The 16,681-nt window shown below is 66.3% G+C and carries 12 protein-coding genes and 1 pseudogene; 4 read left to right on the forward strand and 9 right to left on the reverse strand.

The window, feature by feature from the left end:
- Nucleotides 1-7 precede the first annotated feature (7 nt).
- The 4 genes and pseudogenes from hisC to N4264_RS20530 all read right to left on the reverse strand — a co-directional run.
- A complete protein-coding gene (hisC, locus tag N4264_RS20515; protein ID WP_261694085.1) occupies nt 8-1,081 on the reverse strand; it encodes a histidinol-phosphate transaminase in 1,074 nt (357 codons plus the stop codon).
- Nucleotides 1,078-2,388 carry a histidinol dehydrogenase gene (hisD, locus tag N4264_RS20520; RefSeq protein WP_261694086.1) on the reverse strand — a complete coding sequence of 437 codons (1,311 nt, stop codon included), beginning with the start codon at nt 2,386-2,388 and terminating at the stop codon, nt 1,078-1,080. The genes hisC and hisD overlap by 4 nt, the downstream gene beginning before the upstream one ends.
- Nucleotides 2,385-3,284, reverse strand: coding sequence for an ATP phosphoribosyltransferase (gene hisG / locus N4264_RS20525; protein WP_261694087.1), 900 nt, complete (start codon nt 3,282-3,284; stop codon nt 2,385-2,387). Before hisG ends, hisD begins: the two co-directional genes overlap by 4 nt.
- Before the next feature lie 137 nt (nt 3,285-3,421).
- Nucleotides 3,422-3,721 (reverse strand): annotated as a pseudogene (locus N4264_RS20530) (YerC/YecD family TrpR-related protein); the annotation flags it as partial.
- A 274-nt stretch (nt 3,722-3,995) separates the two neighbouring features.
- Between N4264_RS20530 and N4264_RS20535 the strand changes: the two are divergent.
- Both N4264_RS20535 and N4264_RS20540 read left to right on the forward strand, forming a co-directional pair.
- Nucleotides 3,996-5,822 (forward strand): sensor domain-containing diguanylate cyclase, encoded by a 1,827-nt coding sequence (locus N4264_RS20535; protein WP_261694088.1) that lies wholly within the window; start codon nt 3,996-3,998, stop codon nt 5,820-5,822.
- Between the two features lie 124 nt (nt 5,823-5,946).
- Nucleotides 5,947-8,340: a M14 family zinc carboxypeptidase gene (locus tag N4264_RS20540; RefSeq protein WP_261694089.1), complete on the forward strand. Its 2,394-nt coding sequence runs from the start codon at nt 5,947-5,949 to the stop codon at nt 8,338-8,340.
- A gap of 72 nt (nt 8,341-8,412) precedes the next feature.
- On the opposite strand, the gene N4264_RS20545 is transcribed toward N4264_RS20540, so the two are convergent.
- Both N4264_RS20545 and hisS read right to left on the reverse strand, forming a co-directional pair.
- Nucleotides 8,413-10,302 (reverse strand): HAL/PAL/TAL family ammonia-lyase, encoded by a 1,890-nt coding sequence (locus tag N4264_RS20545; RefSeq protein ID WP_261694090.1) that lies wholly within the window; start codon nt 10,300-10,302, stop codon nt 8,413-8,415.
- Between the two features lie 125 nt (nt 10,303-10,427).
- On the reverse strand, nt 10,428-11,804 hold the full coding sequence (hisS, locus tag N4264_RS20550; protein WP_261694091.1) for a histidine--tRNA ligase: 1,377 nt from the start codon (nt 11,802-11,804) through the stop codon (nt 10,428-10,430).
- A gap of 361 nt (nt 11,805-12,165) precedes the next feature.
- Here hisS and N4264_RS20555 point away from each other — a divergent pair, with 361 nt between their 5' ends.
- Nucleotides 12,166-13,491: a DEAD/DEAH box helicase gene (locus N4264_RS20555; RefSeq protein WP_261694092.1), complete on the forward strand. Its 1,326-nt coding sequence runs from the start codon at nt 12,166-12,168 to the stop codon at nt 13,489-13,491.
- Nucleotides 13,492-13,591: 100 nt separating this feature from the next.
- Nucleotides 13,592-14,656, forward strand: coding sequence for an acyltransferase family protein (locus tag N4264_RS20560; RefSeq protein WP_261694093.1), 1,065 nt, complete (start codon nt 13,592-13,594; stop codon nt 14,654-14,656).
- Here N4264_RS20560 and N4264_RS20565 read toward each other — a convergent pair whose 3' ends face one another.
- Genes N4264_RS20565 through N4264_RS20575 form a run of 3 tightly spaced genes read right to left on the reverse strand, consistent with a single transcriptional unit; the run spans nt 14,657 to nt 16,664 of the window.
- Entirely contained in the window at nt 14,657-15,937 is a 1,281-nt protein-coding gene (locus tag N4264_RS20565) for a glycosyltransferase (protein WP_261694094.1), read from the reverse strand.
- Complete coding sequence (locus N4264_RS20570; RefSeq protein WP_261694095.1) at nt 15,934-16,527, reverse strand: hypothetical protein; 594 nt, start codon at nt 16,525-16,527, stop codon at nt 15,934-15,936. Before N4264_RS20570 ends, N4264_RS20565 begins: the two co-directional genes overlap by 4 nt.
- A 2-nt stretch (nt 16,528-16,529) precedes the next feature.
- Nucleotides 16,530-16,664 (reverse strand): hypothetical protein, encoded by a 135-nt coding sequence (locus N4264_RS20575; RefSeq protein WP_261694096.1) that lies wholly within the window; start codon nt 16,662-16,664, stop codon nt 16,530-16,532.
- Nucleotides 16,665-16,681: the final 17 nt, after the last annotated feature.

Raw genomic sequence — 16,681 nt, forward strand, 5'->3', positions numbered from 1 at the left:
ACACCCATCAGGCGGCAGGCCGGGCGCAGTCCCGCGCCAGCGCATCCAGCACGCGTTCATTCTCTTCCGGCGTACCAATGCTCAGCCGCAGGCAGTTGGCAAGGCCCGGGTATCGCCCGACGTCACGCACGACGATACCGGCCGACAGGAGATTGGCGTAGACCAGCGCAGAATCGGTCCACCGCACCGCCAGGAAGTTGCCCGCCGATGGCAGCACGGCCTGCACGCCCGGCAAATTCGGCAGCGCCTGGCGCAATTTCTCGCGCTCGGTCACCACCAGCGCAATGCGCCGCCGCGTCTCCGCCAGCGCGGGTACCCGCAGCACGGCCAGCGCTGCATCGATGCAGGTCGTCGGCAACGGGTACGGCGCCATGATCCGGCGCAGCAGGCCGATCACCTCCGCCGGTGCCAGCAGCGAACCGATACGCGCGCCGGCCAAACCATAGGCCTTCGACAAGGTGCGCAGCACGGCGACATTGTCGTAGCGCGCCAGCAACGTGGCCGCGCTCGGCGCCGCGGCAAACTCCACATAGGCTTCGTCGACCACCAGGACGGCCCGTCCCGACAACGCCGCTGCCAGCCGTTCGATCGTCTCCAGCGGCACGAGGTTGCCGGTGGGATTGTTGGGTGTGCAGACAAATACGAGCTTGGTCTGCGGCGTGACGCGCGCCAGCAGGGCATCCGCGTCGAGGCTGAAGTCGGCCCGCAGCGGCACGCTGCCGATGCCGGCGCCCTGGATGTTTGCTGCCACGGCGTACATGCCGAAGGTCGGTGGCGAGAGAAGGATCTCGTCAGTGCCGGCACGGCAGAACGCGCGCACCAGCAGGTCGATCGCTTCGTCACTGCCGCGGCCGACGAGGATCTGGTCCTTGCCCACGCCATACAGTGCGGCAAGGCGTTCGAGCAGCAGTGCCGGCTGTGGATCCGGATAGCGGTTGAGTCCACCCGGTGCATCCGCGCAGGGTGACCACGGCAGTTCGTTGGCATTGATCAGCACGCTGCCGCCGCTGGCCTCCATGCGTGCCGAGGAATAGGGCTTGATCGCGCGGATCTCCGGCCGCGCCAGGTCGAGCACGCTCATGGTGCCACCTCGGCCAGGCGCTGCAGGCGCAGCGTCACGGCACGCTCGTGCGCGTGCAGGCGCTCGGTGCGCGCCAGCGTCTCGGCACACGGGCCGACGTGACGCAGCCCGCGTGGCTCCAGCTCCTGGACGGTAATCAGCTTGACGAAACTGGCGACCGACACGCCGCTCCAGGCACGGGCGTGGCCGAACGTCGGCAGGACGTGATTGGTGCCGCTGCAGTAGTCGCCGATGGCTTCCGGCGACCACGGTCCGAGGAATACGGAGCCGGCATTGCGCACCTGCGGCAGCCAACGGCGGGCATCCTCGACGTTGAGGATGAGGTGCTCCGGTGCGTACTGGTTGGCGATCTGCAGGGCCGACTCCAGGTCGTCCACCTGGATCAGGCGGCTGTGCGCCAGGGCGTCCCGCGCCAGGTTGGCGCGCGGCAAGGTCGCCAGCTGCGCATCGACCGCGAGCGCCACGGCCTCGATCAGGCGCTCGCTGGTCGACACGAGGATCACCTGCGAATCGCTGCCATGCTCCGCCTGGGATAGCAGGTCAGCGGCGACGAACTCGGGATCGGCGCTGGCATCGGCGATCACCAGGACTTCGGAGGGCCCCGCGGGCATGTCGATCGGCACGCCAGACGGATCAGCCGCGACCTGGCGCTTGGCCTCGGTCACCCAGGCGTTGCCCGGTCCGAACAGTTTGTCGCAGCGCGGTACGCTTTCCGTACCATACGCCATGGCGGCGATGGCCTGTGCGCCACCAAGCTTGAATACACGCCGCACGCCAAGACGACGCGCGGCATACAGCACCACCGGATCGCAACGGCCGTCGCGGTCGGGCGGCGTGCACAGGATGATGTCATCGCAGCCGGCGATACCGGCGGGCACCGCCAGCATCAGCACCGTCGACGGCAACGGAGCCGTGCCTGCCGGCACGTAGAATCCGACCCGCGACAGCGGCCGCAATATGCGCTCGCACAACACACCGGGCGCGGTTTCCAGGGCGATGTCCTGCGGCGCGGTCTTGCGGTGAAACGTGCTGATGCGCCCGGCCGCCTCGTCGATCGCCTGTTTCAGGTCCACCGGAACCTGCGCCTCGGCGGCGTCGAATTCCGCATCCGATACAGCGAGCGTGGCCAGCTCGCAGCCGTCATAGCGGCGTGTCAGTGCACGAAGCGTCGCGTCGCCATCGGCACGCACCTGCGCCAGAAGACGCGCGACCGCGGCGGTCAGCTCCTCGTTCTGCGATTGGCGCGGCCGCGCCAGTGCCTGGGTCCGCGCAGCGGCATCCAGGGTGTTCCAGCTGATCCGGTTCATGCCAGCATCTTCTCCACCGGCAATACCAGCATGGCGCTGGCCCCGGCGCGCTTCATGTCTTCCAGGTGCTGCCAGGTAATGGTGCCGTGACACACGGCCTGCAGCGCAACTTCGTCGGGGCTGCCTTCGATCGAAGTGATCGTCGGTCGCTGTCCATTGGGTAGCAGACGGGCGATGCCGTCGACCGAGGCACGCGGTGCATGCAGCAGCACCAGCTTGGACTCACGCACCTGGATCACGCCTTCAATCCGGCGCAGCAACAGTTCCATCAGCTCGCCGCGCTCGCCTTTCGGTGCAGTCGTCGAACCGGCCAGCACGGCCTCGCTTTCCAGGATGCCGATCGCCTCACGCAATTGGTTGGCCTGGAGCGTGGCGCCAGTGGAGACCAGGTCGCAGATCGCATCGGCCGTGCCAAGCTTCGGTGCAATTTCGACCGAGCCCGAAAGCACCACGACTTTCGCGTCCACGCCCTCGGACTTGAGCCATTGCGTGGTCAATGCCGGATACGTCGTGGCGATACGCAGGCCGTCGAGCGAGGACGCGCCGTCGTAGTCCAGTTCCTGCGGCAAGGCGATCGACAGGCGGCAGCGCCCGAATCCCAGGGATCGCAGCTCCTCGAACGCCGGTGTCTCGCCGCGCAGCTGCGCCGCGCATTCCTGCTCGGCCAGCACGTTGCGGCCGACGATGCCCAGGTCGCAGACGCCATCGGCGATCAGGCCGGGAATGTCATCGTCGCGCACCAGTAGCAGGTCGATCGCGAGACTCTCGCCGAAACAGAAAAGCTTGTCGCGGCTATGGCGGAAGCGCAGGCCGCAGCGACTGAGGAGATCCTGCGACGCGTCGGACAGACGCCCCGATTTCTGTACGGCGATACGCAGACGGTCACGCGGTTTCACGATTTGACTCCCGAACGCGTCCGGGCGACGTCGGCCGTGGTACGGCCGGCGCCGGCGGCGCTGGTTGAACGTGCACGCGCCGCGGGCGGCGCGATGACGCCGCCGCTGCGACGCGGCGGCTTGGGCAGGGGCGGCAGGGCTTCATGCGCGACGACCGCGAGGTAGCCGCCATTGCCCTGCTGCAGAAAGCGCGCAACACGGCCGATCGTGGTCACGCTGACGGCAGTGCGATCGTGGATATCGCGGTAGGTATATCCGGCCAGCAGGTAGGGCACGACCCGCCAGCGATCGACCAGCGCTTCCAGCTCCGCCGGCGTGCACAGGTCGCGCAGGAACGCCAGCATCTCATCGGGAGTCTTGAGCGACAGGAGTGCCCGGCACAGGCTTTCATCGGCCGGAACGGCAGTGACTTCGGGCTCGAGGAAGCGTCGTTTCATGATCGAATGTAATAACGCGCTAGAACATTGGTTGCATCCTAACCAATGCCCTGGCTGCTGTAAACCGCAGCCTCCGGCCGATCGCCATACGCAACGGAACGTCCGTGGACGTCCGCGGACGTGCCATCCAGGCGCCAGCCGAGCCCTGAAAAGCCGGACAAAACCCGCATCGTGACAAAAATACACACCGCTACGGCGCCCGGGTGCCCTAAATGAACTATTGGCCCTGCACCCGGTGCGCAGTATCGTGGGGCCGTCGAAGCGGGGAAGACACGTGCGGGATAAGGGCTGGTCGCGGGTAGCGCCGATCGTGCTGCTGCTGTGGCTGCTCTCGCTCGCCTTCACGACCACCGCGTCGCCGACACTGGACCTGGCCGCCGGCCAGACCCGCGCGCGGCTGGCCCCTGTCACCACCTACATAGCCGATCCCGACGGCAAGGCCACCGCCGCGGAGATGTTCACGCGCGCCGGCCGCGGCGAATTCGCTCCCTTGCCTGGTGGTAATGCCACGTTCGGGTTCGTCGAGGGCGCCTACTGGTTTCACGCCCGGCTGGCCAATCTCAATCACGCCGAATCGCGCTGGCTGCTGGTGCTCGAATACGCGCTGCTGGACGAGGTCGACCTCTACGTCCGCCACGCCGACGGCCGCGTCGACCATTTCAACTCCGGCGACCTGGTGCCTTTCTCCAAGCGGTCGGTCAGCTACCGCCATCCGAATTTCTGGCTGGATATCGAATCCGGTCGTCCGCTGGACCTTCTGGTCCGCACCTCCAGCAAGAGCTCCATGCAGGTGCCGCTCACGCTCTACACGCCAGGCGCATTCCTGGAACAGGCGCGCGATGCGCAGCTGGGAATGGGCATCTACTACGGCATCCTGCTGGCGCTACTTTTCTACAATCTGACATTGTCGCTGAGCCTGCGCGACCGCTCGCATTTTTTCTACAGCGCACACGTCTTCGGCTTCGGCCTGGTGCAGTTCTGCCTCAACGGGTTCGCCTTCGAATACCTGTGGCCGGACTGGCCCTGGCTGGCCAACGCGGCCGTACCGATGTCGATGTCGCTGGCGATGCTCGCCATGCAACTGTTCTCGCGCGATTTCCTCGAATTACCGCGGCGCTTCCGGCTCGGCAACGCGCTGCTGCTGATCCTGGCGTCGTTCCATGCCTTGCTGACGGTCGCGTCCACGGTGCTCGACTATCGCATCGCCGTGATGATCGGGACGGCCATGGTCTTTCCCGGCGTCGCCGCCATCATTTTCTGCGCCATCGTCGTCGCGCGGCGGAAATTCCCGCCGGCGGCGCTGTTCTTGCTGGCCTGGGCCATGCTCCTGGGCGGCACGATCGTCTATGCAATGGTTTCCTTCGGCGTGCTGCCAAAGACATTCGCGACCGAATACGGCATGCAGATCGGCTCGGCGGCCGAGATGATCTTCCTGTCCTTCGCCCTGGCCTACCGCTGGGCGTCACTGCGGGCGGAGAACGAACGCATCGCGCGCGAGGCCAACGAGCGCCTTGAACAGCGCGTCGAGGAGCGCACCCGCGAGCTGAGCGAAGCACTGCAGCAGCTGGGCGAGGCACACGCCCGCCTGCGCGAGAACAGCGCCCGGGACGGGCTCACCGGCGTGTTCAATCGGCGCCATTTCGACCAGACTTTCGCGCCGCTGCTCCGGCAGTGCCTGGCGGACGGGCGTCCCTTCTCCGTGCTGGCGGCCGACCTGGACCACTTCAAACGCATCAATGACGAGTACGGCCATCTCGTCGGCGACGACTGCCTGCGCGCCGTGGCGTCGACCCTCCAGCAGAACACGCCCGACGGTGCACTGGTGGCGCGCTTCGGCGGCGAGGAATTCATCGTGCTGATGGCCGGCGCCGACGAACCGGCCGCGCGCGAAGCCGCCGAGGTGATCCGTCAGCGGGTCGCCGCACAGCTCCTGCCGGTGGAGAACACTGCGCTGCGCCTGACCATCAGCATTGGTACGGCCACCGCAGCCGCCGGTGCATCCATCGACGCAGCCACGCTGCTCCGCCGTGCCGACGAGGCGCTGTACGAAGCCAAGCGGAGTGGGCGCAACCGTATCGTCCAGGGATCGGTGGCGGCCTGATCAGCGACTGAAAACTTGTGATGCCTGTCACACATTATTGCGACGCAGCATGACGCCTGCCCTCCCGGTTGCGCCCTACCATCGCTGATCTTTGGGGTATCCACGGGGAGAGGTGGGAATGCGCATGCTTTCGCTAGCAGTGGCAACCGTGCTGGCCGGTCTGGCCGCGGTGCCTTCGGTCCGCGCCGAGGAACCGGCGCGCCGGGAGATCGTGATCGTGCGCTACGGCGACGCCGCGAAGATCCCGCAGCTGGCCGAGCGCTTCTCGCATATGCGGGTGGACCGCAAGAAGGGCGTGATCGTCGTCGATGCCAGCGCTGACGACATCGCCTGGATGCGCTCGCTCGATATGCGCGTCGACGTGGACAAGGTCGCCACCGAACAGCTCGACCGCATCCAGTCGGGCGTTTCGCTCAAGAGCATCCCCAATTTCAGCTGCTACCGCACTGTCGAGGAGACGCAGGCCAGCCTGGATGCGATGGTGACGACGTTCCCGACGCTCGCCAGCAAGATCGACATCGGTGACTCGTGGGAAAAGGTCTCGCCCGCCGGCAATGCCGGTTATGACCTCAACGTGCTCAAGCTCACCAACAGCGCCAATACCGCACCGAAGCCGAAGTTCTTCATCATGACGGCGATCCATGCGCGCGAGTACACGACGGCGGAACTGAACACGCGCTTTGCCGAGTGGCTGCTCAACGGCTACGGCAAGGACGCCGACGCAACCTGGCTGCTCGACAACAACGAGTTCCACCTGCTGCTTCATACCAATCCCGATGGCCGCAAGTACGCCGAAGCCGGCCAGATGTGGCGCAAGAACACCAATACGGCCTATTGCGGTGCCACCAGCAGCTCGCGGGGTGCAGACCTCAATCGCAACTACCCGTTCCATTGGGGCGGCGCCGGTGCATCGACCGACCAGTGCTCGGAAACTTACCGCGGCCCGACGCCCGGTTCGGAACCCGAAACGCAGGCGGTCACGAACTACATCCAGACCATTTTCCCGGACAACCGGCCGGACGACACCACCACCGCCGCACCGGATACGACGCAGGGCCTGTTTTTCGACATCCACAGTTTCTCGCAGCTGGTGCTGTGGCCCTGGGGCGATGTGACCGCCGTGGCGCCGAATGGACCGGCGATGGAGATCCTCGGCCGTCGCCTCGCCTACTTCAACAACTACGATCCACAGCAGTCGGTCGGTCTCTACCCGACCACCGGCGCCACCGACGACCATGCCTACGGCACGCTGGGCGTCCCCGCCTACACGATCGAGCTGGGCACCGCGTTCTTCGAGAACTGCAATTCGTTCGATAACACGACGCTGCCGATCAACCTCAAGGCCCTGCAGTACGCCGCCCGCACGCTGCAGGCGCCGTACAAGCTGCCCTACGGTCCGGATGTCACCCAGCTGACGGCCACGCCGGATCTCGCCGTGGCCGGCGACGTGGTGCAGATCCGCGCCACGCTCGACGACGCAGCCTTCAATCGCACACCGCAGCCGCAGGCCGGGGCGCCGCCGGTACCGACCACGCAGAATGTCACGGGCGGCACTGTATACGTTGACATACTCCCCTGGGCCAACGGCGCCACCGGCCAGGCCATGAGCGCGGTCGACGGCGGTTTCAATTCGGGTACCGAGCAAGCCTCGCTGGCGCTGTCAACGGCCGGCATGGCCAGCGGCAAGCATCTGGTCTACGTGCAGGGTACGGATACCGCCGGCTCCAAGGGGCCGCCGCGCGCCGCCTTTGTGGAAGTGGTGCAGGCCAATGAGATTGCAACCTTGCACGGCAGCGTGCGTAACGCGCAGAACCAGCAGCCGCTCGCCGCCACGCTCGAAATCGGCACGACGACGTTCAATGCCGACGCCAATGGCGCCTATTCCCGCCGCCTGCGTGCCGGCATGGTCGACATCGCCGTCAGCGCGCCGGGCTTCATGACCGAGCGCGTCAGCGATGTAAACCTGGCCGGTGGCGCGGATGTCACGCGCGATTTCCAGCTCAGCCCGGCCTGCGTGGTGTTCCAGGACAACGCCGAAGGCACGAATCCGGGATGGACGGCGCAGTCGCCCTGGGGTGTGGCCAACAATGTATCGGGCAACGCGACCAAGGTCTGGACCGACAGTCCGGCCGGCAACTACGCCGACGACCTCAACATCAGCCTTACCTCGCCGGTGATCAATCTCACCAACTACGAGGACGTGACACTGCGCTTCGACCAGAAGTGCTCGACCGAATCGGGCTGGGATTTCGGCAACGTCGAATACGCGCTGGACGGGAATTCCGCAAATCCGACCTGGAACCTGCTGCAGCAGTGCTCGGGCAATACCAGTTGGCAGAACGTCGCCATCAGCCTTCCGCAGGCCACCAACCAGGCCGCTCTACGCCTGCGCTTCCGCCTGACCACCGACGGCAACACCACGCAGGAAGGCTGGTCGATCGACAACGTGCGCGTGGAGGCCGGCGGCATCGCCTGCCGCGGCAATCCGGACGTGTTGTTCCGCAACGGCTTCGAGTAACCGCCTCGCGCCCGGTACACAGGAAAAAGGCCGCCCCGGGGCGGCCTTTTTCATTCGGATACCGGCGACAGTTCAGAGCAGCGCGCCGCTCATCACCAGGTCGCACATCCGCTGCACTTCGCCATCCATCGCGCGGTCGCGCTGCATGAAGGCCACGACGGCGCGGATCTTGTCGAAGGCCACGCGCACGGCGTCGCCGGCCAGGAAGGGCGGCGCATCGGCGAGCGCACGCATCAGTGCGATGACTTCGTCGCGGAACTGGGCAAACTCTGGCGAATCGGCGCTTGGCGCGCCCTGCACCTTTGCGGCCATCGCCTGCCAATCACCGCGCACGGCCAGCGTGCGTGCCGCATTGAGCATGTCCTGGCGGTATTCCAGTGCCTGTGCCGCGGTGTAGAGCTCCATGGCGAGCACGTGCGAGAGGTCGTCCACCATCTCCAGCACATGGCGCGCCTCGTTGGCGCCCATCGACACGTGGTCTTCGGCATTTGCGCTGGTGGGGATCGAATACACCGAAGCCGGGTGCGCACGTGTGGCCAGGTCGTTGACCAGGGCCGCGGCCGTGTACTGGACGATCATGAAGCCCGAGTCGGTGGCGTCTTCATTGCCGATCAGGAAGGCCGGCAGGCCATCGTTGTTGGCCGGATCGACCAGCTTGTTGAGGCGTCGCTCGGAGATCGACGCCAGCACCGGAATGGCCGCCTTGAGGTAGCTCATGGCCAGCGCCAGCGGCATGCCGTGGAAATGGCCTGCGGAGACGACCTGGTCCTCGATGACCTGCGCATTTTCCATATCCGGAAAAATCAGCGGATTATCCGTCACCGCGTTCAGTTCGATATCGATCACGCGGCAGGCCTGCTCCCAGGCATCGCGCACGGCGCCGTGCACCTGCGGCGTACAGCGCAGGCAGTAGGCATCCTGCGGCTGGTGCTTCTTGCCGCCCTTGAACGGCAGGAAGCGGGCGTAGAACTGCTCCTTGCCGTGGCGCTGCGACGGCGGGACGTAGTCCCAGCTGAGGTCGAAACGGTGCGACTGGTCTGCCGGATCCTTCCAGGAACTGGCGAGCCAGGTGCGAAAACGCGGAACGAGGTGGTACGGAATGTCGGCGAGCGTGGAGCCTGACAGCAAGCCGCGCAGATTGGCGGCCGTCTGAACCTGCCCCGGATGCGGACGCAGACCATGCACTTCGGGCTTGAGCGCGCCCGTGCGGCCCGCGAACGCATCGAGCGTCATCGCGGCAGCCAGGTCCGCCGTGGCCAGCAACTGCTCCATCTTGTGCAGCGACAGCGTGGCGGTCGCCAGCATCTGCGTCGTGCCGTTGTTGAGGGCCAGGCCCTCCTTGTACGACAGGCGCAGCGGCGACAAACCGGCGCGACGCAGCGCTTCGGCACCGGGCAGGCGTTCGCCGCGATGGAACGCCTCACCACCACCCAGCAGGACGATCGCCAGATGCGACAACGGCGCCAGGTCGCCGCTGGCGCCGACCGACCCCTTCTCCGGAATCACCGGGATCACGTCGTTGTTCAGCAGCGCGGCCAGCGCTTCAAGCGTTGAAGCGCGAATGCCTGAATGCCCGCGCATCAGCGTATTCACGCGAATCGCCAGCATGGCACGCACGACTTGCGTCGAGAACGGCTTGCCCACGCAGACCGCGTGCGTGACGACGAGGTTGTACTGCAGTTCCTCCATCAGCGTGCCGTCGCGCTGCTCCGGATTTCCACCGGGCAGTTCGTCGCGCGCACGGTGTGCGCCGAGCAGCTTGTCGGCGTTGCTGCCAAAGCCCGTCGTCACGCCGTAGATCGGTTCGCCGCAGCGCACTTTCTCGGAAAGGAAGTCGGCCGTTCGCTGTACCCGCGCAAGCCCGGCGGGATCCAGCGCAATCGTTGCCCCGTTGCAGGCGATCGCAGCAACGTGAGCGCGCGTCAGGGATGAACCGTCAAGGGTAATGGTGTGCTGTGTCATATCGATACCTCCGCGATGGCCGGGAGCGATCGCTAGTTCGTCAATCCCGCAGGGCGGGACCATTCTGGTTCTTGGCGCCGGAGAATCAGGAACGGCCCCCGCGGGATGCGAGGTACCGTGGATGGTCAGGTACGCATGGCGGCGGCCTGTTCCAGTTCCACGCGCAGCGTCTTGACCAGGTCCGCGCGCGTCACTTCGAACTGTTCCTGGCGTGCCAGGTCCTTGATCACCACCACGTCGCGCGCGATCTCGTTGCTGCCCACGAGTACCGCGAACCGGATGCCCGCACGATCGGCGTATTTGAACTGTTTAGCCAACTTGCCCGGCTCGAGTACCACTTCGGTCGCAATACCGGCCTGGCGCAGTTCCGTGGCGATGGCTACATACCGCGGCAATTCCGCTTCATCCATCTGCGTGACCAGCACCTCCACGGTGCTGGCGCCGGTACCGATCAGGCCCGCCTCGCGCAGCTGCCAGAACAGGCGCGTGGCGCCGATGGAGATCCCCACGCCCGGCAGATGCGACTTGGTGTAGTGGCCGGCCAGGTTCTCGTAGCGCCCGCCCGAGCAGATCGAGCCAATCTGCGGGTGCTCGACCAGGTGCGTCTCGTAGACGGTGCCGGTGTAGTAATCCAGGCCACGCGCAATGGAGAAATTCACGGCGTAGTAGCTTTCCGGCACGCCGAACGCACGGATGAGCTCCAGCACGTCGCGCAATTCGGCCACGCCCTGGTTGAAGGTTTCGCTGCCGTGCCCGAGGGCGGCGAGCTTCGCGAGCGCATCGTCATGGCCGGTGGAGCGCGTGCCGACAAAGTCGAGGATACGGTCGGCAACCGATGCATCAAGGCCGAACCCTTCGCCGGTAAGCGTTTCGCGCACGTAGTCGGCGCCGCGCTTGTCCAGCTTGTCGACCTCGCGCAGCACCAGCGTCTGCTTCTCGCCGTCGACCACGCCCAGGTTCTCGAAGAAGCCGCGCATCAGCTTGCGGTTGTTGAGCTGGATGGTGAAGGGGCCGATCTTGAGGTCGCGGAAGACGTTGTAGATGACCGCCGGAAGCTCCGCGTCATAGCGGATCGAGAGGGAGTCCTTGCCGATGACGTCGATGTCGCACTGGTAAAACTCGCGGAAACGACCGCGCTGGGCGCGCTCGCCGCGGTACACGCGCTGCATCTGGTAACGGCGGAACGGGAAATTCAACTGGTGTTCGTGTTCGGCGACGTAGCGCGCCAGCGGCACCGTCAGGTCAAAACGCAGCGCGATTTCCGGCGTGCCACCTTTTTCCATGCTGCCCGTCGACTGCACGAAATAGACCTGGCGCTCGGTCTCGCCGCCTTCCTTGGTCAGCAGGATGTCGGTCAGTTCCATCACCGGCGTCTCCACCGGCAGGAAGCCGAACCGCTCGAAATTGCCACGGATCGTATCGAGCATGCCCTGGAAGGCGATCTGGTCCAGGGGCAGCAGTTCCAGTACGCCAGGCGGTGTACGGGCAGGGGTCAGCGCCATGAATTCCTCTTCGTTTCGCTGGGTTTGCGCGGCCGGCCGCGCGAAGGTCGCATAGCCTAGCAGAAGGCGATGGGACGCCTCGGCCATGGAATAGCGCGTTGTTACAGCGCGACGCCTCGCATTCGGACGCAAATCACGCTAGAATCCGGTTTCTTCGTGCGGCCCAACCGGCCTTCCCTGCTGCGGTGCTCCCCGGAATCATTCCGAAGTGGCCTCAGCCCCTCCTCCAACCGGTTGCCCACGATGGGGCGGATCACGATCCGTCCGGCGAATCGTCGCCATCAATCGAATACCTGTAGCGCGGATGTGTGGCCAGGATGGGCCGTCGGGAACGCTCTGGGTTCACACAGGAGCATTCCTCATGTCTTTCGACACCCTCGGGCTGTCGCCCGCCCTTTTGCGCGCCCTCAATGAACAGGGCTATACAGCGCCGACGCCGGTCCAGGCCGAAGCGATCCCTCTCGTACTCTCCGGCCGCGATGTGATGGCCGGCGCCCAGACGGGTACCGGCAAGACCGCCGCGTTCAGCCTGCCCCTGCTCGAACGGCTCTACCCACGTGGCGAACGCAAGGCCGAGACGCCGCGCCGCGTGCGCGCGCTCGTGCTCACGCCGACGCGCGAGCTGGCCCTGCAGGTGCATGACAGCATGCGCGCCTACGGCAAATACATCCGCTTCAGCAGTGCGGCCATCTTCGGCGGCGTGGGCATGGGCGGCCAGGTCCAGGCGCTGCGCCGTGGCGCGGAAATCATCGTCGCCACCCCGGGCCGCCTGATCGATCATCTCGACCAGCGCACGCTGAGCCTTGCGAACATCGAAGTGCTGGTGCTCGACGAAGCTGACCGCATGCTCGACATGGGCTTCCTGCCGGCGCTGAAGAAGATCCTGGCCCAGCTGCCGAAGACGCGCCAGAACCTGTTCTTCTCGGCCACCTACGCCGACGAGGTCAAGAAGCTGGTGAACGAGCTTCTCACCGACCCGGTGCAGGTGCAGATCGCCCAGCAGAACAGCGTGGCAGCGACCGTCACGCACCGCGTGTATCCGGTCGACATGGAGCGCAAGAAGGACCTCCTGATCCAGATCCTGGCCGAAGACAGCCGTCGCCAGACCCTGGTTTTCGGCCGCACCAAGCACGGCTCCGACCGCCTCGCACGCCAGCTGTGCCAGGCCGGTTTCCGCGCCGATGCCATTCATGGCAACAAGAGCCAGGGCGCTCGCCAGCGCGCGCTGAAAGATTTCAAGGAAGGCCGCATCAACGTGCTGGTTGCCACGGATATCGCCGCGCGCGGCCTGGATATCGACCAGCTGCCGGTGGTCGTCAACTACGACCTGCCGATGGTCGCCGCTGACTACGTGCACCGCATCGGCCGCACCGGCCGCGCGGGCGCCGAGGGCCTGGCGGTTTCGCTGGTCTGTCGCGCCGAGCAGGGCCAGCTCCAGGACATCCTGCGCCTGCTCAAGCGCGAAATCGAAACAGTCACGGTGCCCGGCTTCGAGCCGGCCCAGCCGGTGCGTACTGAACTGGGCGCGCCGCGCGGCGCGGTCAGGCCCAACCACCAGCGTCGCCCGCACGCCGGCCAGCCCAAGGGCAATTCCAGCGGCAAGCACCACCCGGGCAAGGACAAGCGTCGCAGCGGCGCCCCGGGCCAGCGTCGCGATGCACGCGGTCCGGCCGCACCGCGCCGCTGATTCCTGCTGACACCGACCGCAGCAGCCGCTGCGGTCGGTTATTTGCCAGGCTGACATCGGCTGTGCGAAGAGCGGTCAATCACCGTCCCGCCACACACCCATGCCCCTGCCGATCCGCTACCTGTGCGTCGACGCCCTGCGCGGGCTGACCGTAGCCGCCATGCTGCTGGTCAACAATGCCGGCGACTGGAACCACGTCCACCCGCTGCTTTCCCATGCAGCCTGGCACGGCCTGCAGCCGGCAGATCTGATTTTCCCCCTGTTCCTGTTCATCGTCGGCGTCTCGGCGGTGATGAGCCTGCAACCGCGACTGGACGGCGGTACTCCCGCGAACGTGCTCTGGCGCGAAGTGATCCTGCGCGGCCTGCGCATCACAGCCCTGGGCATCGCATTGCACATTCTGGCCGCGACGGTGATCGACGGTCGTGATTTCCGCCTGTTCGGCGTGCTCCAGCGCATCGGGCTGTGCTTCGTGATGGCGGGGCTGTGCATTATCGCGCTGCGGCCGCGTGCGCTCTCCCTGCTCGCCACCGGCCTGCTGATCAGCTACGGTCATCTGCTCACCCTGGGTGATAGCACGCCCACCGAAAACCTCGCCGCACGGGTGGATTCATGGCTGCTCGGCCCCCTCGCCTACCAGTTCGACCCGGCAACCGGCCGGGCCTTCGATCCCGAAGGGCTCATCAGCACGATCGGCGCATTCATCACAACGCTGCTCGGTGCTCGCGCCGGTCATGCACTCCGACAGGGCGACCGGCGCTTCCTCTGGCTGGGAGGGCTGGGCTGCCTTGCTGCCGGATGGATAGCAGCGCAGATCCAGCCGATCAACAAGGCCTTGTGGACACCGACCTTTGTCCTGGTTACAGGCGGGTTTTCCTCGCTGCTCCTGGCGCTGTTCCACGACCTCATGGACCACCGGGGCTGGCCCGCCATCGGCCGCGCGATGGGCCGGAACGCCCTGGCAGCCTATGCCGGCTCCTGGAGCCTGGCATGTCTCCTGACGATCGGATCCACTGACCGACGGCTGTATCAGCTTCTGTTCGGCGCCATCGTCAATCGCTACGGCGATGAAGCCGCCTCGGCCGCCTGGGCCATCGCCGTCACTGCGCTGTGGTGGTTCCTGATGCGCCTGTGCCACGCCCGGCGCTGGTACTGGCGCATGTAGTCACGCCGGGGCGGTCAGCGGAAGATCCGCCGTGCACGGCACGCCGAGCAGATCGTGTACCCAGGCGGCCACCGTCTCCTCCGCGGAAGTCGCGGCCAGCGACTGACCCAGTGCGCTGCACCGCCGACGCAGCGTCTCGTCATCCAGGGCCGTCGCCACGCACTCTGCCAACGCGTCCATGCGATGCAGACGACGCGCCACGCCCGCCCACACCAGTCGCGCCGCGTGATCGAACTGATCGTAGTCGACGGGATGCACCAGTGCCGGCTTGCCATGCCGCAGGCAGTGGTACATCACGCCGGCACCGCCATGGTGCACGACCAGGTCGTAGCGGGCCAGATGCCGCGCATAATCCACATAGCCAATACGGTGGAAATTCCCCTCCGACACAACGGAGCAACTGCCAGCCGATCCGTCGCTGAAATGAAATTCGATATGGGGAAGGCGCCGCGCGGCCTCGGCAACGGCGGCGGCCATGGCCTCCTTCAACCACAGCAGGTGGGTACCGATCGTCACCAGCACATGCCGGCGATCAGCGCGGAACGGCGGCGCCGGGCCCGCTGTCGGCGGCGTGTACAGCACAGGCCCGACCAGCGAGAGTGATTCCGGCCAGCGCCGCGGAAATTCGATGACCTCGCTGCCCAGGGCGAGAATCCGCTGCGGCGAATAGACGATCTCGCTACCGTCCTGTCGATACAGGGAGTCGATGCCCAGCTCGCGTAACGAGGATCGGTACATGCGCCCCATCAGGCGCTTGAAACCACGTACAAGCCTGCGGCCGGCGCCGTCGCGCAGGCGCCCCAGGCGGTCGTCCCGGGGCACCCAGCCGCCCAGGTAGGCCGGAGGGCCGTCCGGGGTCTCGACCACACAGGGCGACGGCAGGCTGGTCCACCAGGGAATACCGCGCCGCTGCGCCACGAATCCGGCCACGGGCAGCGCGAAATCAGCAATCACCAGGCCCGGCGAACACTGCTCGTAGCAGGCCTCCAGCTCACGCCGGAAGCGGCCGAGCAATGCAAGGTTCTGCCGCAACTGGCCATGCAGACGCCACGGGTTGCTGCGCACCGCGTGCGGCGGGTTGACGATGGCGGCGATCGCATCATCTGCACCGTCGAGCAAGGCGATGCCCTCCAGTCCGGCCTGCCTGACCTGGGGCATGGCTGCGGCAGTACTGACCACCCGTACCGGAAAGACCTCGGCAAGCCGACGCCCGATTCCGAGCAGCGGATGCAGGTGCCCGCAGAACGGCGGCGCGACCAGGTCCACCATGCGCGACCTCACGACAGTACCTCCACGCGCAGCGGATCGGCGAGCGCAAAGCCGCCGCGCCAGCGCGCCAGTTGCTGCCGGCACAGATTCAGCACGCTTTCCTGCTCCAGGTAGTTCATGTGATGGCAGGCCACGATGTGGTGGGCATTGGCGAAGTACCACCGCGACAGCCGGTCGCTGTCACCCTGCACCAGACACACCTCGCAGGACGGCAGCTGCCGCGCGACAGGCCCGTAGGCGAACACGCGCACGCGTCGCAGCAGCACTGGCGGCAAGCGCAGACCATTGAGCAGTTCCAGACCGCAGCTGCCCGCCAGCAGGACAGTGCACCGCGCGCGTTCCAGCAGGGCGACAGCCGTGTTGCGATAGCGGATCGCGAAATCCGCCGTGCGCGCCCGGCGGTACTGCATCAGGTTGTTCAGCGCAGCGCGCGCCAGACCCACCGGCCGGTACTCACCGCCGTGTTCAAAGTAGGGAAAATTGCGTCGGACCCTGGCGTGCTCCGGCACCGGCAACGCGTCGAGGAAAGCGCTTTGGGACGGGCTGAGCGCGCAGCACGCCGGGTCACTCTGCCCGGTCAGGAAGGCTACCTGCAGGTCCATGATCATGGCAGCGACACGAACCGGTCGTTGTCGAACACGCGATAGTGCCGGCTGCGCCAGCGAATACGACGGACCACCGCCGCGTGCAGCAGATGCAGCGGTTGCAGCAGTTCCGCCAGCACAGACAACAAAGGCAAATGACGTGATGCGCCGG

The sequence above is a fragment of the Tahibacter amnicola genome, from assembly GCF_025398735.1.
GTDB lineage: Bacteria > Pseudomonadota > Gammaproteobacteria > Xanthomonadales > Rhodanobacteraceae > Tahibacter > Tahibacter amnicola.